12 protein-coding genes are annotated in these 19,808 nt (G+C 54.9%); 11 read left to right on the forward strand and 1 reads right to left on the reverse strand.

Annotation, left to right across the window (positions count from 1 at the left end):
• Positions 1-457: 457 nt before the first annotated feature.
• Both G512_RS0112750 and G512_RS0112755 read left to right on the forward strand, forming a co-directional pair.
• Positions 458-8,002 (forward strand): type I polyketide synthase, encoded by a 7,545-nt coding sequence (locus G512_RS0112750; protein ID WP_028482064.1) that lies wholly within the window; start codon positions 458-460, stop codon positions 8,000-8,002.
• Positions 7,999-9,381 carry an aminotransferase class I/II-fold pyridoxal phosphate-dependent enzyme gene (locus G512_RS0112755; RefSeq protein WP_028482065.1) on the forward strand — a complete coding sequence of 461 codons (1,383 nt, stop codon included), beginning with the start codon at positions 7,999-8,001 and terminating at the stop codon, positions 9,379-9,381. Before G512_RS0112750 ends, G512_RS0112755 begins: the two co-directional genes overlap by 4 nt.
• Before the next feature lie 5 nt (positions 9,382-9,386).
• Here the strand turns inward: G512_RS0112755 and G512_RS0112760 are convergent, their stop codons facing one another.
• Positions 9,387-10,169: an SDR family NAD(P)-dependent oxidoreductase gene (locus tag G512_RS0112760; protein ID WP_028482066.1), complete on the reverse strand. Its 783-nt coding sequence runs from the start codon at positions 10,167-10,169 to the stop codon at positions 9,387-9,389.
• 217 nt (positions 10,170-10,386) lie between these two features.
• Here G512_RS0112760 and G512_RS0112765 point away from each other — a divergent pair, with 217 nt between their 5' ends.
• From G512_RS0112765 to G512_RS0112805, 9 genes are all read left to right on the forward strand, one after another.
• Positions 10,387-11,568 carry a polysaccharide biosynthesis/export family protein gene (locus G512_RS0112765; RefSeq protein ID WP_028482067.1) on the forward strand — a complete coding sequence of 394 codons (1,182 nt, stop codon included), beginning with the start codon at positions 10,387-10,389 and terminating at the stop codon, positions 11,566-11,568.
• 206 nt (positions 11,569-11,774) lie between these two features.
• Complete coding sequence (locus G512_RS21020) at positions 11,775-13,253, forward strand: lipopolysaccharide biosynthesis protein (RefSeq protein ID WP_143181319.1); 1,479 nt, start codon at positions 11,775-11,777, stop codon at positions 13,251-13,253.
• 33 nt (positions 13,254-13,286) lie between these two features.
• On the forward strand, positions 13,287-14,054 hold the full coding sequence (locus tag G512_RS0112775) for an ABC transporter permease (protein ID WP_028482068.1): 768 nt from the start codon (positions 13,287-13,289) through the stop codon (positions 14,052-14,054).
• Complete coding sequence (locus tag G512_RS0112780) at positions 14,055-14,711, forward strand: ABC transporter ATP-binding protein (protein WP_028482069.1); 657 nt, start codon at positions 14,055-14,057, stop codon at positions 14,709-14,711. It abuts the gene before it with no gap.
• A gap of 128 nt (positions 14,712-14,839) precedes the next feature.
• The gene (locus tag G512_RS21025; RefSeq protein ID WP_051269308.1) at positions 14,840-16,078 is read left to right on the forward strand and encodes a capsule biosynthesis protein; all 1,239 of its coding nucleotides are present in this window, start codon (positions 14,840-14,842) and stop codon (positions 16,076-16,078) included.
• Positions 16,072-17,388, forward strand: coding sequence for a capsular biosynthesis protein (locus G512_RS0112790; protein WP_036489758.1), 1,317 nt, complete (start codon positions 16,072-16,074; stop codon positions 17,386-17,388). The genes G512_RS21025 and G512_RS0112790 overlap by 7 nt, the downstream gene beginning before the upstream one ends.
• Positions 17,389-17,419: 31 nt before the next feature.
• A complete protein-coding gene (locus G512_RS22170) occupies positions 17,420-18,211 on the forward strand; it encodes a formyltransferase family protein (RefSeq protein ID WP_028482071.1) in 792 nt (263 codons plus the stop codon).
• A 72-nt stretch (positions 18,212-18,283) separates the two neighbouring features.
• Entirely contained in the window at positions 18,284-19,444 is a 1,161-nt protein-coding gene (locus G512_RS0112800) for an alkane 1-monooxygenase (protein ID WP_028482072.1), read from the forward strand.
• A 115-nt stretch (positions 19,445-19,559) separates the two neighbouring features.
• The coding region (locus G512_RS0112805) for a transposase (RefSeq protein ID WP_028481667.1) at positions 19,560-19,808 on the forward strand (249 nt) is incomplete at its 3' end.

A 19,808-nucleotide genomic window follows, 5' to 3' on the forward strand; every position in this document is an offset into this window, starting at 1 on the left:
CTATATCGACAGTTAGATTTCGGTGTTGTGCACATTTTTATCGGCCATTGGGACCGACCCCTGTCACTAGTCTTTATTGAATATCAATTAACGAGAGAATCCCAACCCAGAATCATTTGCCGCAACGGCTCCCTGAGTTTTCCCATGATCTGTGTGTGTGTGCATAACGCAATTTATTATTATTCTTTATGGCGCTGCAGCAATCTTCCCCAAAAAGCACGAAAATCTGTACGGTCCACCCTTTCTTTTCATCGTCGCGTCGCGTTTAAAGCTTAGACGGGCATAGGGTTCTGTACCAAGCCATCGGCTTGACGCGCGCATCGTTGGATGCAACCACGGGAAAATCAAAGCTGGTATTTGAAGTGTTTAGATTGGCGCAATCTAGTGGAACTATGCAGGTTCGTCAGGCGGCATAAGGGCGGCCAGCCAAAGCTCTGAATTCAAGACGGGTTACAAAGTGATTGAAATTGTAGGATGGTCTCTGCGTGTACCAGGCAGCTCCACGAAATCGGAGCTCTGGACGCAACTGAAAAACGGCGTTTGTTCTGTGTCGGAGATACCAGCCGACCGATGGAACAGTTTCCGTTACCTGCACCCGCGCTACTCGGAGCCCGGCAAAACATACAGTTTCGCCGCAGGCGTCCTTGATGACGTGTGGGGGTTTGATCCAGGCCTGTTTGGCATTTCTCCGCGTGAAGCAGAACAAATGGACCCGCAGCAACGCATTCTGCTTGAACTAACATGGGAAGCCATTGAAGACGCTGGTGTGGCGCCGTCCTCGCTGTCGGGTGGCAATGTCGGTGTGTTTGTCGGTGCCTCTGCTCTGGATTATGGCGCAGAAAGCCTCTTCGATCCGAGTGTTGCAACCGGGCACTTCATGACCGGTAACACATTGTCAATCGTAGCAAATCGGCTTTCCTACATTTTCGATTTCAAGGGGCCCAGTTTTTCCGTCGACACGGCCTGCTCGTCTTCTCTTGTCGCCCTCAACGAGGCTGTTGATGCATTGAACGCGGGACGCATTGATACCGCAATCGTCGCTGGCGTGAACGTGTTGGCCAGCCCGTTTCCATTTGTGGGCTTTGCCCAGGCAACCATGTTGTCGCCGGAGGGATTGTGCCGCGCTTTTGATGCAGACGGCAAAGGGTATGTACGGGCCGAGGGCGGTCTGGTGTTTGTGTTGCGCCGTCAAGATGCCGACCGCTGGCCGGGACAACGATCCCATGCAGACATTGTAGGTGTCGATATCAATTCAGACGGTCGCACGGTTGGCATGTCGTTGCCCTCTGCCGACTATCAGGCCGCGTTGTTGAAACGCATTTACGACCATCATAACATCAACCCACAGGACCTTGCGTTCATCGAGGCCCACGGCACCGGAACCCGAGTTGGTGATCCGGCGGAAGCTGAATCCATCGGGACAATACTTGGCCAGCGCCGATCAACGCCGCTTCCCATCGGTTCGGTCAAAACCAACATCGGTCATCTGGAGCCAGCCTCTGGTCTCGCAGGCGTCGCAAAGGCCATTCTGGCTCTGGAAAACAACTACCTGCCGCCGAGCTTGCATTTCGAGACGCCCAATCCGGATATCGATTTTGAAGGGTTGAACCTGTCCGTCATCACAGACGGCATTGGTTTGGCACGCGGACAACACAAGCGCTACGCCGGCGTCAATTCGTTTGGCTTTGGCGGAACAAATGCTCATGTCATTTTGAGCGATCCAGCGCAGCCAGATGTCGTTGCACATCAAAACAGTTCAAACGATGGCGCCGGCATCCTGATGCTGTCAGCACAGTCAAAAGAAGCTTTGGCTGAGTTGGCAAAAACCTACGCCACGCGCTGTGATGCGATTACCAATGATGAAGACTTGGCCGGTTTGCAATCGGCAGCTTATTACCGGCGCCAGAATTTCGGCGAAAAGCTGCTGGTTGTCGGGTCCAATCCAGCGCAGACTGCACAAAACCTGCGAGAGTTTGCGACCGGCAAGACCAGTGAACAGGTCATTCATGCTCAAACACAATCCAACTCAGGCTCGTGTGCCTTTGCCTTTTCGGGCAACGGAGCCCAATGGGCTGGCATGGGGCGGTGTGCTTACCAGCGCAATACTGCGTTTCGCGCCGCCTTCCAGCAAATAGACAAGCTCTTTGAGAGCCTGAGCGAGTGGTCCTTGAAAGACCAGCTCTTTGCCGAAGACTTGGCCGAGCGCCTGAAAAAGACCAGCGTCGCCCAACCCCTTCTGTTTGCCACTCAAGTGGCATTGTGCCGTGCACTGGCAGCTTATGGCCTCAAACCAGACATGGTTTTGGGACACAGCATCGGAGAAGTCGCGGCGGCTGAGGTGGCCGGCATTCTGTCGCTTGAAGATGCCGTAGCGCTCGTTTTCAACAGGTCCATCCATCAGGAAACCGTTGCCGGATCCGGCACGATGGCTGCCTTGGTGCTCCCAGCAGACCAAGCTCAAGCCGCCATCGATGAAAGTGGCCTGCCCACTTTGGGCGTGGCAGCTGTGAATAGCCCAAAATCGGTTACGGTTTCCGGATCCTATGAAGACATTGAGGCCTTCGGCCGCTTTGCCAAAAGCAAACGCTACGTTTTCCGTAAAATCGCTCTGGATTATCCATTCCACAGTGCTCTGATCGACCCCGTTGAAGCCCCTTTCAGAGACGCTATGCCCGAGATCTCACCAAAACAGGGGAGCGTGGCATTCTATTCAACAGTCTCAGGCAAAAGGGCGGAGGGACATACCCTTACGAAGGAGTACTGGTGGCAGAACCTGCGCCAAACTGTGCAGTTTGTCGGCGCCGTTGAGGCCGCTCTTGATGATGGCGCGCGCTACCTGATCGAAATTGGCCCAAAGCCAATTTTGCAAGGCTACATGAAGCAAATCGCAGCCGAAGCTGAAAGTACAATCGCAACTCTGGACAGTCTGTCCCAATCCGAACCGGATCATCTGGATCCGGTTTTGCAAATCCTTGCACGCGCCATGGCTGCAGGGGTTGCAGTAGACGAGCATCGCGTGTTTGGCGAAAACCCGGCATCTTCAATTGAACTGCCGACCTACGCGTTCCAGCACAAGACATTCCGCTTCCAGGGGACAAGCGAGAGCAATATTGGCCTGTTCCGGGGCGGATATCATTGTTTGCTTGGATGGAGGGCTAACGCAGAAGTTCCGGTCTGGACAACTCATCTGGACTCAACGGTCGTGCCCTTCTTGGCAGATCATTTCATTAATGGACACGAGATCTTCCCGGGTGCAGGCTATGTTGAAATGATGTTGGCTGCTGCTCAGGAGGTCTATGGTCAGGAAGAGGTCGAGGTTCAGACGCTGGATATTCTCCAGGCTCTGCACCTCAGTCATGACTATCTTGTTGAAGTTCAAACGCGACTCAGTCCGGAAACAGGCACCGTGGAGATCTTCAGCCGTCGGCGCTTGAGCGATGATGCCTGGATGCTGAATGCCACTGGCCGCGTATTTCAAGCAATCAGTGAGGACGATGCCAGGGCACATGATCATAACCGGCCCGCGGAGCTGGTAGCGGCCCGCGATGAGATCTATGACCGTGCCCATCAATATGGCTTGGAATTTGGCCCTCATTTCCAGCGCGCTCGGACCATCTCCAAGCTGGGACCGGATCGCTTGCGCGTACAATTGCAATCTTTACGAGATGATGGATTGGAGCGGGGTAATTTTGGCATACATCCCGCAGAACTCGATGGCTGCTTCCATGGCCTTCTGGCGTTGTTCAAGGCAGCATCTGAGGATGATCTGGCAACTGGCCAAGCGTATGTCCCTATTCATTTCGCTTCCATCCGGCAGGCGCGGGCCGGCGGATCCCCTGCTGTCGTTGACCTTCGAGTTCGGCGGGTTTCGTCGCGTTCGATCCACGCGGATTTCCGGATTTTTGATGAAGACGGTACTGCGCTACTGATCATCAAGGGAGGCCGTTTCCGCGCCACCGAGCTAGGACGCAAAGACAATCCAGCCGATTTAATTTATCGGCACGAAACCCGCTACCTTCCGTTGCACGGTCAACAGGAGGCACCAGACGCGCTCGCACAGCTCCAAGTTAGCTTCGCCCCAAAGGCTTTGACGCGACAAAACCTCTATGTCGGCGCTGAAACAGAAGAGAAGGAAAGCTCTCTCCTTCTGGAAGCAGCGGCCCAACGTGTGGCCTACGACACTCTGATGCAGGCGTGTAAAGACGGTGAGATAGATCTCTCCACCTTGCCGGAGGATCACAAACTCTATTTCCGTCAGCTGATGCAGATCCTTTTGGATGTGGATGGCGCCGTTCAGCTTGACGGGCACAGGTTCCGGCTGACAGACCGCTTCGAACTTCCCGACTTCGATGTACTTGTTCGCAGCGTCCTGCATGATAATCCGGAGGAGGCGGCCAGCGCGACGTTGATCTCCCAGGCACGTCGCAACATTACCAGATTGATCTCGGCGGAAGACGGAGTTGAGACTGAAGCCTCTGCTGCCCTTCTTGATCATTTCTGGTTTTCATCCCCCGCCGCGTTGGCTCGAACCGCCGCCCTCGAGGCATGGCTCACGCCATTTCTGGAGGCATGGCCTGCCGATCGCCCCCTGCGCGTACTGGAGCTGTCGGGATCAGGTTTGAACGTGGCTCGCTTCATCGCGAACCGCGTGGACCACAGTCTGCTGTCTATCACGGTTGCAGAACCTGATCACCGCTGCGCGGCCCGTTTACAAGCCACGGAGCCGGCGACATCCGTCATTCGCGTCTGCGACGTTTCCGAGGGCTGGACCGACGTATTGCAAGCAGAAGCCTATGATGTGGTCTTGTCCAGCGGTCGTCTGCACCTGTTTCAAACCGGCAGCCTATCGCTTGAAGATGTGGGCGCGGCCTTGTCTCAAGACGGCCGTTTCATTGCGGTCGAAAGCCCTCCGGAAATTCTGCAGGACGTTGTTTTCGGAATCCGGGAACAATGGTTTGCAAACAGCCTCTCCTCCGAGTTCCCCCTGGGGCCAATGATGGGCGCGCAAGCTTGGCAGGACCACCTCAGCGGCTGCGGGTTGCGGGATGTCGATACACATCAATGCACGGTCAACGGCTGCGCGCTGACACTGGTATCAGCATGGCGTAATTCGCCGGGCATTGAGACAAAAGATCATGACGAGGTTTCGGCGGAGTGGCTGCTTGTAACCGGCAAGGTTCCGGCCGCAGCTGAATGCACCGCAACGCTGGAGAGCTTGGCCGCCTCCCATGGCATCAGCCTCCGTCATCTTGAAATTGATCCGAGGCACGAAGCGGTTCAAGACGAGGGTTTCTGGGCGTCGCGCCTGGAGGAAATCAATCCGGCAACTGAACTCACTGTCATTGACCTCACATCAACATTCGGCATCGATAGTACGCCCACAGAGGCTTTGACGGCCAAGGCAATGATGTACCGGGCGCTTTCTCAGGCAGCCGGGACACGAGAGCTCAGAACGATACTTGTGGCAAGTGGCGGCGCCAGCGCGCCAAATACCGGCCACGCCTCAGCCGTCCAAAGTGCCATCTGGACCTTTGCGCGTACTCTGTCCAACGAAGCGCCGGAACTAAATCCGACGTTGCTCGACGTTTCGCTACAACAAGACGCCGACAGACTGGCCCGCGAGATCTTCAGAGGCATTACATCCCTGGCCGGAGAAACAGAAGGGGTTGTTACAGGATCAACGCTTGCTGTGCCGCGTGTAGTACGTGGTTTCTCGCGGAAGGCATGGAAGCCCGGTCAGCGCATGGAACTGAGCTTTGATCGTTCCGGATCTCTTGACAATCTACACTGGAAAGCCATGCCCGATCGCGAAATCGGCGCTCAGGAAGTTGAAATCGAAGTCGCGGCGACCGGCTTGAATTTCCGGGATGTGATGTGGACCTTAGGGATGTTGCCGGAAGAAGCACTGGAAGATGGCTACGGAGGCCCGGCCTTGGGCCTTGAGGTTTCCGGAACCGTGACCCGTGTTGGTCAGGGCGTCACAACGGTCAAGACCGGCGATCGGGTCATCGCCTTCACGTCCGGCGGCTTTGCAACACATGTCATGGTGCCTGAATTCTCCATAGCCCCGCTGCCAGAGGATCATGACCTGATCGCCGCAGCCACGGTTCCCGTTGCCTTTCTAACCGCCTATTACTCCCTGATTCACTTGGCCCGGCTTCGCGAGGATCAATGGGTTCTCATTCATGGCGGCGCCGGCGGCGTCGGCTTGGCAGCCTTGCAAATCGCAAAGTGGGCGGGTGCCCGCGTGATCGCTACAGCCGGTTCCGATGAGAAGCGGGATCTTTTGAAAATCCTCGGCGCCGACCACGTGTTGGATTCACGCTCTTTGCACTTTGCACATGAGGTTATGGAGTTGACAGGCGGAGACGGCGTGGACGCAGTCCTCAACTCTCTGGCAGGCGAAGCAATGGAACGCAGCTTGCAGACGCTGCGTCCATTCGGCAGTTTCCTTGAACTTGGCAAACGGGACTATTACGCCAACACAAAAATCGGCCTGCGTCCATTCCGGCGGAACCTGACCTATTTCGGGATCGATCTGGATCAGATCCTTTTGCATGATAAAACGCTGATGACCCGGTTGATCAAGGAAGTCTTCGCGCTTCTGAAGGATCAGGTCTTTACTCCATTGCCTCACCGTCGTTTTGAGGCACGCAGCGTTCAAGATGCTTTCCGGTTGATGCAGCGCTCTGGGCATATTGGCAAGATCATCGTGGTACCACCGCAAGAAGGTGAGATAAAAGTGCCCGCGCCGGGCGACCCCGTCAGGTTCAGCTCAACGGGCACCCATCTGGTTGTGGGTGGCCTGGGCGGTTTTGGCGGCCAGATCGCCAATTGGTTGGCAGATCGCGGCGCTCGCCACCTTGTACTTACAAGCCGCCGAGGTCAGGCAAGTGAAGAGCACCAGCGTCTCATCGAGACGTTGGCTGCAAAAGGTGTTCTGGTTGAAGCACGTGCTTGTGACGTGACTGATCGCGGGTCCCTGGAGGGGCTATTGGCAGACCTGCGCCAAAACGGTGCCATCAAGGGCGTTATTCATGCCGCAATGGTTCTGGACGATGGCATTCTTACATCACTGGATGCGGATCGCTTCGCTCGTGTCTTGGAGCCGAAGGTTCACGGTGCCGCTCTCCTTGACGAACTGACGCGCGATGATCCCATTGAGCAGTTCATTTTGTTCTCGTCAGCCACAACCATGATCGGCAACCCCGGCCAAAGCAATTACGTAGCGGCCAATGGGTATCTTGAGGGGCTCGCCCGCAAGCGCCGGCTGCAAGGCCTCCCGGCTGTAGCCGTCGGATGGGGCGCCATTGGCGACGTTGGGTTCCTCGCCCGCAATCAGGATGTCTCCGGAAAGCTTTCCCGGCATCTCGGCGCGGCAACCATTCGCGCACGTGAGGGGTTGGATGTGCTGGCCATGGCCATGGCCAGCGATGGCGGCGGTGTGGACGATGCAGTCATGCACATTGGGCGCTTTGACTGGTCAACGGCGCTTTCAACATTACCGCTTCTCAAATCACCCTCTTTCGACCAGCTTACCAAGCAGTTCGGTTCAACCGCAGATTCCCAGGATCAGTTGGATCTGGAGCAATTGGTGGCCGGAAAGAGCGAACGCGATGCCGTGGAGATCATCAGCAAGCTGCTCGCAGGCGAAATAGGCCGCATTTTGCGCCTGCCGCCGGAGGAAATTGGGTCGAAAAAGCCTCTTGCCGAGTTTGGCATGGATTCCCTGATGGGTCTTGAGCTGCGAATGGGGATCCAACAACGCTTTGGAGTGGAGATCCCATTGGTCTCCATCACCGGCGGCACCTGTATTGAAGACTTTGCCCTGCAGATCCTCAAACGCCTTGGCAATGAGGCGACCTCTGGCAGCACTGCATCCAGTTCCCATGAAACGCTGGCGAGCCAGCACGTGAGTGATGACCTGTCGGACGAGCAAAAACAGGCCGTCCAAAAGGCTTTGGAAAGCCAAGGAAATAAGGTGGCGAGCATACTGCAATGAGCACCAACAAGGCGCCTAAATTACTGAGCACATCAGAACGGCAGGCGGCCCTGGCCGCCGTGCGCCGCAAGAAAAACACGACACAGCATACGACACCACCCAACATGCGCAGTGCCGAGGCGGGGCCACGGCCAGCGCCCCAGTTTTCTGCTTTGCCTGGATTTCAGGAAATGCGTTTGCAAAAGGCCGCAGCGGATTTGTTGGGTATTGAGAACCCCTTCTTTCGCGCTCACGACAAACGCGCCGGTGCGACCACCCAAATGGATGGAACAACCTACATAAACTTTGCCAGCTATGATTATGTCGGATTGAATGGTCACCCCGCAGTCATTGAAGCGGCCAAGTCTGCTGCCGATTATTATGGCATTTCGGCAAGCGCCAGCCGGGTGGTTGCCGGGGAACGACCCATTCACGCCGAGCTTGAAGCGAAAGTTGCAGCCTTGCATGGTGTGGATGCCGCTGTTGCCTTCGTTAGCGGGCATGCGACCAATGTTGCAGCCATTGGCCAGCTCATGCAAACCAATGACTTGATCGTTCATGATGCCTATATCCACAACAGCATTGTGACGGGTGCCAAACTTTCCGGGGCCGTGCGCCAAGCGTTCCCACACAATGACTTTGAGGCTCTGGAGGCAATCCTCGCGAGCCGGGCTCACAAGCACGATCGCGTCCTGATTGTTGTTGAGGGCGTATATTCGATGGACGGCGACTATCCGGATTTGCCACGCTTGATCGAGCTCAAACAACGCTATGGCGCATGGTTGATGGTCGACGAAGCCCATTCTCTGGGCGTTTTGGGTTCGACGGGGCGGGGTCTTGCTGAACATTTCCAAGAAGACCCCTCAGCCGTTGATATCTGGATGGGGACCTTCTCTAAAACCCTGGCGGGATGCGGAGGATACATTGCCGGCTCACGTGATCTCGTCGAATATTTGAAGTTTACCGCACCGGGTTTCGTCTTCAGCGTCGGCTTGTCGCCGGTTCTCGCAGCATCTACGAGCAAAGCAATCAGCGTCCTCCTAGAAGAACCGGGGCGTGTCATCCGAGCGCAAGCCAATGGCCAGTATTTTCTGAAAGCAGCGCAAAAAGCCGGGCTGGATACGGGCGTAAGCAGGGGATGTGCCGTTGTACCGATCATGCTCGGGGACTCTTTGAAGGCAACCGTTGTTGCCGCACGGCTCCTTCAAGAAGGCGTCAATGTTCTTCCGATCATCTATCCCGCAGTACCCGAAAAGGCCTCACGCCTGCGCTTCTTCATCACTAGCGAACATACCCATGAGCAAATGGACACGGCTATTGCAGCCATTATAAAAACACTGTCGGATTACGAACAAGACCCGATATCAATCGCTCAGTTGGCTGGCTTAATGACAAGCTAGCCAGCCTAGTCTCTAATATAATTAAATTTTCGGCTGGCGTTTTTTCTCAGTTGCCACGGCAGCAAAAGCCCCAGCCGAATGCTCAAAGCCAAGGCAAACGGAAATGCATAAAGCGCCCTTCGGCGATCTGCTGCGCGAGCTATTTTTTCCGCAGCCCGCTCTGCCGTGAGCTCCAGAGGTCGCCAGCTTTTATACTGGTCTGCCATGGGCGTCTTTATGTAGCCGGGGCACACCACGGATAAGAACACACCATAATCAGCAAGGTACTGACGCATGGCTTCTCCATATGCGATTATCCCCGCTTTAGAAGCACCGTAAGCAGGCCCATCAGCGATGGGTTGCAACCCAGCAAGCGAACTTACCAAAACGATGGTCCCGCACCCACGGGCTTGCATGTGGGGAGCTGCGCTGGTGACCAGATTGACCGCACCACCCAAATTGGTGGCAATCTGAAGCTGAGCGGTTTCCGCAGTTTCAATGGCACCATTGCGCTCATGTGTACCGGTTACGCCCGCGTTGGCAATCAATACATCAATCGGGCTCTGGCGCTCAATTTCATCTATCCACTTTTTCACCGGGGCGGGTTCGCGAAGATCCAGCGCACTCACATGAACGTCGCTCGCAGCTTGTTCACAGGCCAATCTGGTTTCTTGCAGGCGCGCCATATTCCGTCCGGTTAAAAACAACCGCGCGCCCTCCTTTGCATAGTGCATCGCCAAGGCGCGGCCTAGACCTGAACTAGCCCCTGTTACCGCTATATTTCTGGGATTTTTCCTTTCACGATGCATTCATTCTCTCTCTTCACAGCGGAAATGTATTTGCCTAGGGCAGTTGATCAATGGAAACTAGTCAAACTTGCTAGTACGATTTTGGATATCTATAAAAATTTCATTATTATTTTAGACCAAGCACTTATTGTATGTTCCGGATGCACAAGCTAGGAAACTTATAGCTGATTACGCTGAGATTCGAACTGTCCGATTCTACGAAAGCCATTGAGTAGATATGAATTTGTTGAAGCTGCTGACCACATTTGTATTTCCCACCACAACGACAGCGTTGAAAGGGGTTGTGCTGAGCGCTTTATGTGCCAGTTTGGCAGCCTGTGCCTTTACTCCCGGCTCTGGTCCGTTGTCTGGCGAGCTTGTTGCGCAGTCGCGCGAACAAAGCCCCCAAGCCTTTCAATTCGAACTGGTGGACATCAACGAAACCACAATGCGCACACTGCTCTCCTATCAAGCACAGGGGTTTGGCAGCAAGTTCAAGAAAAAGGGTTGGGCACCGCGCCACATTGTGGGTGTTGGTGATGTTGTTTCGGTTGTCGTTTGGGAACGCGGCGGTGATCGCCTGTTTTCTCAGGCTCAAATGGGGGCGAAGACCGAACTCGGCCCCTTCGTTGTCAATCAGCAAGGTTCAATCTCGGTTCCTTACATCGGCAAGGTACACGCAGCGGGCAAATCCGTTGATCATTTGCAGGAAGCCATTCAACTTGCATTGGAAGGGCAGGCTACTAACCCGCAAGTCATTGTCACCTTGAAACAGAATACCAGCAGTCTGGTGAACGTGATTGGTGACGTGCGAAAACCGGGTCAATTGCCGCTCGCCCTGCGCAACGAACGGCTTTTGGATGTTCTGGCCCGCGCTGGCGGTAGTGCAACGCCGGCCAGCGAAACCTACGTGACATTCGTGCGAGGTGAAACGCGAGCCAAACAACTGCTCAAGACCGTCTACGACCGCGAAGGTGAAAACGTCTTCGTTCGTCCGGGCGACCAGATCATCGTCGCCCACAATCCACAGACTTTCACCGCATTTGGTGCCGTTCAAAAGGTGGGCGAATACCCGATTCAGGCCGGCGAGGTTTCGCTTATTGAAGCGTTGGGCCGCGTGGGTGGACTTTCAGAAGCAACAGCGGATCGTTTGGGCATGTTCGTGTTCCGCTATGAAGATCCACGACTGGTCAAGGCATTGAAGCCGGGGGCGAATTGGGCAGGGGCCCGAGAAGTGCCCGTGGTCTATCGTCTGAACATGAAACAGGCGGAATCCTACTTTTTGGCGCAACAATTTGGTGTGCAAAACAAGGATATCCTGTACGTATCCACATCCCTTGGTACAGAATTGACCAAGTTTGCACGCATTCTGAGCACTACGGCAAGCGTCGCACGTTCCTCAACCGTTATCAGTTTCTAAGCGAATTGAGATAAAGGTAGGATAGCCACGCACCGCTTGGCACATCGGATGAAACCGCCTGGCGGTGCGGCCACGCTAGTCAAAAATTACACTGAGACACACCATGGCTTACGTTAGGTCCAAGATGTGTACAGTGTGAGGCTCTGGAAGGAATCACGAATTCCCGAAGGTGGCGCGGCTCATTCGACTGGAGGCTAGATACTAAAGTGACAGCGAACCGGGCAACAACTGAGGCGGGTCAGAAAGACGCAATGGCAGCTCCGAAGGAAAATGCATCTGGTGCGGCAAAGCCGCAGAACGCGGGAGATCAGGCATCAGCTCCCAAAGCCCAGGCAGGTCCAGCACAAGCTGCGCCCGCCAAGCAGAATGCAGGCCCACAACCCACGCAGCCCAAGGCACAGCAACAGTCTGCTCCAAAGCCACAAAAGGCACCAGCGCAGAAAGCGGATCCCGCGAAAAAGGGTGGGTCCGTTATTCCGTTGCCTGTCAAAGGCGCGCCCAGCCCGCAAAAGGCGGTAAAGTTCTTTTCCTTGGCCGGGCTGCGCCCGCAGCAAAAGCGCCGCAGAGTCTTGTGGGCCTCTTTTTTGCTGTGCGTCTTAATCCCGGCCATTCTAGGCAGTGTGTACTTCGCGTTCATCGCATCGGATCGATATGTCTCAAAAGCCGGGTTCTCCGTGCGCAGTATTGATGGTCCTGCCATGTCTGGCGACTTTCTGGGTGCGATCACAGGGGTTGCCAGCCAAGGCTCCACCACGACGGATTCCTACATGATCCTGGAGTATCTGAAGAGCCGGGAAATGGTGGAGCGTCTCAACAAGGACATGAACCTGAAAGAAAAGTTCGCCGATGACAACGTGGATTTTTTTTACAGAATAGATCCGGCGCTCCCGATCGAAAGCTTTGTCAGCTACTGGGACTGGATGATTTCGGCAAGCTTTGACACGTCTTCTTCAATCATCAACTTCGAGGTTGAAGCCTTCACCCCGGAAGATGCGCAGCAGGCGGGTGAACTAGTTCTTCAATACGCCTCCCAACTCGTTAATGAACTATCAGATCAGGCCCGTCGCGATACCGTCAGGTTTGCCGAACAGGAAGTTTCTCGCGCTGAGCTGCGCCTTCGCATGATCCGCAAGCGCATGAAGGAGTTCCGCGAAACCGAAAATGCAATCGACCCATCGCTGAATGTGGAGGTGCAGATTCAACTGATTGCGCGACTCCAGGAACGCCTCTCCGACACCCGTGCTCGCCTCGCAACTCTTGAAGGCACGATTGATGAAAGCTCACCCACCATCCGGCAACTGAGACGGGAAGAAGCAGCCATTGAAAAACAGATTGCCGAAAAGCAATCTGAAATCGGAGGCAGAACGGGCGCAGCAAAGCCTCGCAATGAGGCCGACGGACGTCTTTCTCCCTTATCCAGCTTGTTGGCAGATTATGAAGAGCTCAAGCTGGAAAGCGAGTTCGCCCAACAAGCCTATGTGACAGCCCTGGCGTCACTGGAACAATCTCGAGCGGAAGCGGATCGACGGCAGCGATATCTGGCGGTCTTTGAGCGCCCGTCGTATCCAGAGGAAGCGATCTATCCGCGTCGGGTTACTAACTCCATTCTGCTGTTCCTTGGCCTTTTGATTGTGTGGGCGATTGGCACATTGATTGTCTACTCTGTTCGCGACCATTTGAGGTAGAGCGGGAAACCGATAAGACATGGGCATCCTGTGATGGAAAACCTCCTTGTTACCCAAACCCGGGTCATCGGGGCTCTTGTCCTGCGAGAAACTCGAACAACCTTTGGGAACTCGCAACTGGGGTATTTCTGGGCAATTGCCAGCCCTGCATTAGGTATTGCGGTCCTAGTCGGGATCTTTTCAATGGTTGGCCGCGTACCACCTTATGGGTCCAGTCTCGCCTTGTTTTTTGCAACTGGCTTCTTGCAGTTCGAGCTTTACAAGAAGCTCTCCAGCTCGCTCATGGGGGTTTTTGATAGTACCAAAGGGCTTCTGGCATACCCTTTGGTCACCGAAACAGATGTTGTTTTCGCGCGCGCCGCTCTTATCATTGCCACCTACATCTTCATCATGGTGATCTTTTTCGGCACATTGATTGCAGTTGGGCTGGCTGAGTTTCCACGCCATGGGGATCAGGTCTTGATGTCGATCGGTGCAACCGCGCTCTTGGGGACGGGTGCCGGTATGACCAACGCAGTGATCCTACGGCTGTGGCCAACATGGAAACAGATCGAAGGTATCCTCAACCGACCGCTCTTTTTCATCTCGGGGATCTTTTACGTTCCCTCTCACTTTCCCCCATCGATCAAGGACATTCTTTGGTGGAATCCGGTGCTTCATTGTGTGGAATGGATCAGGGAAGGATACTACCCACACTATCAAAGTACGTTGTTGAGCAAGCCTTATCTGTTTACGGTCGCCCTTATTCTCGTTCTCTTTGGCCTTGGGGCTGAACGCCTCTACAGGAAGAAGCGGAAATAAATGATCGAATTCCAGAATGTGAGCAAAACCTATTACTTGAAGGGTATTGAGAAAGTTATCCTTGACGATGTGTCCTTCAAGTTTCCCAAAGGCCGAAATGTTGCAATTCTCGGGCACAACGGCGCGGGGAAGTCCACCATGATGCGACTGCTCGCGGGCGCGGAACTACCGGATGCCGGCCGCATCCGCCGGCATGTCAAGGTCTCGTGGCCCCTTGGGTTTTCAGGCGGCTTCAATGGTCAGATGACCGGGATGGAGAACATCCGCTTTGTCGCACGTATGTATGGCGAGGACACGGAGCGGGTAATCGAGTTTGTTCAGGAGTTTTCGGAACTCGGAGAGTCGCTCACCCTCCCCATTCAGACCTACTCCAGCGGAATGAAGGCGCGCCTTGCGTTTGGCGTCAGTATGGCCATTGATTTCCGTTACTACCTCATCGACGAGGTGACCGCGGTCGGGGACGCACGCTTCAAGCGCAAGTGTGATGAAGTGTTCAAACAAAAGCTGAAGCGGTCCAACATCGTCATGATTTCTCACAGCATGGGCTCAATACGTCAGCTCTGCGACATGGGCTGTGTATTGGACAAAGGAAAGCTTTATTTCCATGACGATGTGGAGGACGCTATCGCTCATCACACCAAGAATCAGAATGCCTAACACCCGACGTTGAAGCTCGGCTCATCGCGTCCGGAGGAAGACGAAGACAGACCTTGCCACACCACACCAAGCGCTTCCTTTTTCTCCAGTCCCACCCCTCGGCTTTCGGTAGAACTCTGTTTCACAAGATGCGGGAGGAGGGGCACCACTGCATCATCGCGAACCTGTCTCTGGGAGACTGGGCGTTTCGCGCGGGCCTGAGCCACTATAATTACTGGGGCCGGCTCAAGAACTGGCAGATGTATCTTGAACGCCTGCTGGATCGGGAAAAGATCACCGACATCGTCTATTATGCAGACCGGCGCCCGTATCACCGCATCGCTCATGCCGTGGCCATGAACCGTGGCCTGAACGCCTATGCCTATGAATTCGGCTATCTACGGCCGGACTGGCTCACCCTCGAGCGCGGCGGCATGGGCGTATATTCTCATTTCCCGGAGGACCCGGCACGCATCAGGCAACTCGCCTCAGCGGTCGACATGGAATGGCCAAAAGACCATTTTCCGCACGCCTTTGCCGTCGAGGCTGCCAGCGAGGTCGGGTACAATCTGATACCGGTGTTCTTTCCTTATCTATACCCGTTCTACCAGCGCGACCGCTATTACCACCCGATCAGAGATTACTTCAGCTATATCCCGCGCCTGATGCGATCAGGAAAATCAGAGGCCGCCGCGCAAGCCACCGTGGATGAACTCAGCGGGTCGGGACGGCCCTACTATGTGGTCCCGCTGCAGATGCAAAGTGATTATCAAATCCGCCATCACTCACCGTATGGTCACCTTTCGGAAATGATCGAAGAGGTGCTGCAAAGCTTCTGCAAACACGCACCCGCCGACGCCCTTCTTGCCTTCAAGCTGCACCCATTTGACAACAATCTTGAAAACTGGCCGCGGGTGATTGACCGGCTCGGGAAGCACTATGGTTGCGGTGACCGGCTGCGCGTCCTGGATGGAGGGCATTTGGGCCAATTGCTGCGTCACTCGCGCGGCACAGTTCTCGTGAACTCCACCACCGGTATGCACGCGCTCCAACTGGGTGTTCCGGTCAAGACCCTTGGCATCGCAGTCTATGACATTGCGGGCCTCACCTGTCAGAAGCCGCTGGATGATTTTTGGCAGCAAGGCACCAAGCCGGACATGGAGCTGTTTGGCGACCTTCGCAAGCTCATGGCCGCCAGCATTCAGGTTCATGGCAGCTTCTTCACCCCGGATGGCCGCCTGAAAGCCGCTGCGGAATTTGCCACACGCCTTGCCGAAGGCACCGTGAACAGCCACGGAGCCTATGACCCCATACCTCCGCGGCTGGCCAAGGCCCGTCGCATTGGTGTCCCCATTGCCGACTATTGTTACTGGAGCGACAAATGCTGACACCTCGCCCAGCACAATCCGTCCTGTTTCTGCAAGGACCGCTATCAGACTTCTACTCACAGATAGCCGGCTTTCTGAAGGGAGAAGGGATTCACGTCGAGCGGATCAATCTGTGTGGCAACGACCGTCATGACTGGCATCATGACGGGGCTTCAGACTACTCAGGCACGCCGGCCCATTGGGAAGACTATCTGAACGCCTTCGTCAATGCGAAAAGCATCGACACCATCGTCCTTCATGGAGATCGCCGGTTTTACCATCGCGTGGCAACCAAGGTCGCTAAGGCAAATGGCATTGACGTGGTGGCCACAGAGCTGGGCTACTTGCGCCCCGATTTCATGACTGTTGAGCGCGGCGCCTGTTCGGCCTGTTCCCATTTCCCTAATGATCCAGCGCAGATCATGGAGATCGCGCGCCAGTGTCCCGAACCGCGCACCGCTCTCCTTTATCCCGGCAGCACATGGCCACAAGTATTTCAGGAACTGAAATTCAGTTTCTTCAACAAACTGCACACCGCCCGATTTCCACATTATAAAAACCACCGTCTGGAGAGCCGCCGCACCGTCTACACCGGATGGCTAACCAGCCAACTGACCGCAGCCAAGCGGGCCAAGGCTGCCGCGGCAGTACAAGCCACCCTACTGGAACAATCAGCCCCTTACTTCCTCGTCGCTTTGCAGTTGGAGGGCGACTTCCAGATCCGCGATCATTCGCCGTTCTCAGGCATGCGCGATGCGATTGACCACATTGCCAGATCATTTGCCCGACACGCGCCAACAAATGCCAGACTTGTCCTGAAGACACATCCTCTGGAATTCAGGCGGCACCAGCTCCAGCAAAGCATTGCCGAGATTGGCAAAACCTATCAGTTGGGCGAGCGCCTTGTTCTTATTGATGGCGGAGACCTCTCCCTTTTGTGCCAAGCCGCTGCAGGGTTCGTAACAGTAAACAGTTCTGCCGGCCTTGAGGCATTGAAAAACGGAAGTCCGACACACTGCATCATGCCAACAATCTACGATGTGCCCGGCCTGACATTTCAAGACAGCCTTGATGCGTTTTGGACCAACGGCACTGCGCCAGATGCCATCATTTATGAGGCATTTATCCGAGCACTTGCCGGTACGATTCAGGTCAATGGCACGCTTTATAATTCACAGGGTCGTCGGCAGGCGGCCTTCGAAGCTGCGCAGCGCATTGCCCAGGCCCGCGTCAACGAACCAGGCGCCTTTGTCCCCAATCCCCCGCGTATCCCCAAGGCGATGCGAAATGGCGTCACTTACTCCTTGGAATTTGAGGGGCATTCCGTTTAGATCCGAATAACCATCGGGCTTCGGATCAATCATGCACCCCAACACACCTGCGCACCCTGCGCCGGTTAAACGCGTTCTGCTTTGCTCAAAATCCAGCGTTTATACCGACGCCGTTTTGAAATCCTTGTCTAGAGAGCCCTCAATTGAGCTTGTGGGGCTTGTGGACTCCCGTCGCCTGATGAAGAAGGGTGAACACGGTCTGAAAGGTATCTGGCGCCTGATACGCCGAACCGGTTTTTTCTACACCGCTTATCTGGGGGTCATTACCTCGCCATGGCTTCGTTTGCCCCACGTACCGAAATGGTCAGCCATGAGGGAGTGGGCTCAGCAAAAAGGCATTGCCTACCATGTCACCGATGATGTGAATGCGGAAGAAACCCAGCAGTTCATCTCGGATCAACGGCCTGATTTGGTCGTTGCAGCACATTTCAATCAGATATTCTCTGCCAGTTCGCTGGAGAACAAGCCCTACGACCTTCTCAACATTCATCCCGGCTTGCTTCCCGGGGCCCGTGGAGTAGACCCCGTTTTCTACGACCTTTTGAGAAACAAAGAGGACGTTGGCGTTACCCTGCATCGCATCGATAAGGAAATCGATGCTGGAGCGATCATATCCTCGAGCATTGAACGCCCACCCCGACGAACCTTGTTCCGAACCAATCTGGCACTTTTCCAACGTGGTGGAGAGTTGGTTCGCCACTATGTAATCGGTCAGAGCACACCAGTAACGGGATTGACCGCCAAAGAGCAGCAGGCCCACTACGACAGTTGGCCAACGGCAAAAGCGGTTTGGAAATTCTTGTTTTCCGGAAACAGACTTTAAAAATACCCACCAAACTGCGGGTTTGATTGCCGAGGCCTCCCCAATTACCATAGGGAAGGGAGGACAAGTGGCATGTCGAGCGATGATACTCACCTGGAGAACGCCAGCACATCCTATCAAACGGCGAAACGGTATCTTTGGTTGGTCGCTTTCGTCACTGCGGCTATTCCACCCATAGCTATTTGGCTCTTCATTGAAACCACCAGTCCTGTCATGCTCAGCATTCCATTGATCTACTTTTTTGGTGCGGTGCCCGTTCTGGATTATCTGTTCGGTGAAGACCCTTACAATCCCACCGAAGACGCCATGCAGCAACTGGAGAAGGATCCCTATTTCAGATATCTGCTCTACGCGATCATCCCCGTCTATTATGCCACCTACATTTTGTCGGTCTGGGTTGTTGGAAGCTACGATTTGCCAATCTGGTCAATTATCGTATTTGCTGTAGGTGTTGGGATGTTCCACTCCAATTGCCTCACCATAGGTCATGAGCTTGGCCACAAGCTCAATCGCCGGGACCAGTGGGCCGCCAAAATAAGCACCGCACTCGTGGGGTATGGTCATTTCTGCATTGAGCATAATCGTGGTCATCATGTGCAGGTAGCCACGCCGGAGGATCCCGCGAGTGCTCGAATGGGTGAAAGCATCTACCGCTTCGCACTGCGAGAAATACCGGGAACTTTTAGGCGAGGCTGGCACCACGAGATTCAGCGGTTGAAACGTAAGGGCCTCAAGCCATGGTCAGTCCACAACGACATTTTGCAGGGTTATGCGCTTACCCTCAGCCTTACCATGATCTTGATTGCTAGTTTCGGCTTGGAGATCGTGCCGTTCATTGCCATTCATCATCTGGTCGCGTGGTACGGCCTGACACAAGCCAATTACGTGGAACACTATGGACTGTTGCGCCGGAAGCTTGACAATGGCCGGTACGAGCCCTGCCGCCCCGAACACTCATGGAACACCAACCATATCTATTCCAATCTGGCGACCTTTCATCTCCAGCGCCACTCGGACCATCATGCCAACCCACTCCGGCCCTATCAAATACTACGCAATTTTCCAGCATTACCGCGGTTGCCGAGTGGCTATCCGGGTTGTTTCGCGCTGGCGGCCATTCCGCCCCTATGGTTTTGGATCATGGACCCAAAGGTAAAAAGGTGGGCCGGCCATGACCTGAGCCGCATCAACATGTGCTCCTCGAGGCGAGATCGCGCACAGGCTGGATCGTGACCGTGAACATCATCCACCCGTCAAAAAACAGCAATGATGGGCTTAGGGCCTGTTGACAAAGTGGGTTCCCAAATCAGCTGAACTGTGATTCAAGACTGTCTTTTAGGAGGCAGCCTTGGCACGTGGCGATTTGACAGACGCGGAATGGGAATTGATCGAAGCGTTGCTTCCGTCAGAGCGGGGCCGAAAGTCCCGTCCAGCTCAGGATAACCGCCGTTATCTGAATGGTATGCTACATGTGCTGCGCGTTGGCTGCCCCTGGCGCGACATGCACGAGCGCTACGGGAAATGGAATTCGGTCTATGTGCGCTTTCGCCGGTGGGCAGAGCAAGGCGTCTGGGATGGTCTGCTGGAAACGCTGGTG

Origin of the sequence: Pseudovibrio exalbescens DSM 16456 (assembly GCF_000422785.1) — a bacterium.
GTDB lineage: Bacteria > Pseudomonadota > Alphaproteobacteria > Rhizobiales > Stappiaceae > Pseudovibrio > Pseudovibrio exalbescens.

Excerpts from the sequence above, each read along its gene's own strand:
- G512_RS0112755 (WP_028482065.1), top strand. The coding sequence starts at position 7,999 with ATGAGCACCAACAAGGCGCCTAAATTACTGAGCACATCAGAACGGCAG.
- G512_RS0112760 (WP_028482066.1), bottom strand. The coding sequence starts at position 10,169 with ATGCATCGTGAAAGGAAAAATCCCAGAAATATAGCGGTAACAGGGGCT.
- G512_RS0112765 (WP_028482067.1), top strand. The coding sequence starts at position 10,387 with ATGAATTTGTTGAAGCTGCTGACCACATTTGTATTTCCCACCACAACG.
- G512_RS0112775 (WP_028482068.1), top strand. The coding sequence starts at position 13,287 with ATGGAAAACCTCCTTGTTACCCAAACCCGGGTCATCGGGGCTCTTGTC.
- G512_RS0112780 (WP_028482069.1), top strand. The coding sequence starts at position 14,055 with ATGATCGAATTCCAGAATGTGAGCAAAACCTATTACTTGAAGGGTATT.
- G512_RS21025 (WP_051269308.1), top strand. The coding sequence starts at position 14,840 with ATGCGGGAGGAGGGGCACCACTGCATCATCGCGAACCTGTCTCTGGGA.
- G512_RS0112790 (WP_036489758.1), top strand. The coding sequence starts at position 16,072 with ATGCTGACACCTCGCCCAGCACAATCCGTCCTGTTTCTGCAAGGACCG.
- G512_RS22170 (WP_028482071.1), top strand. The coding sequence starts at position 17,420 with ATGCACCCCAACACACCTGCGCACCCTGCGCCGGTTAAACGCGTTCTG.
- G512_RS0112800 (WP_028482072.1), top strand. The coding sequence starts at position 18,284 with ATGTCGAGCGATGATACTCACCTGGAGAACGCCAGCACATCCTATCAA.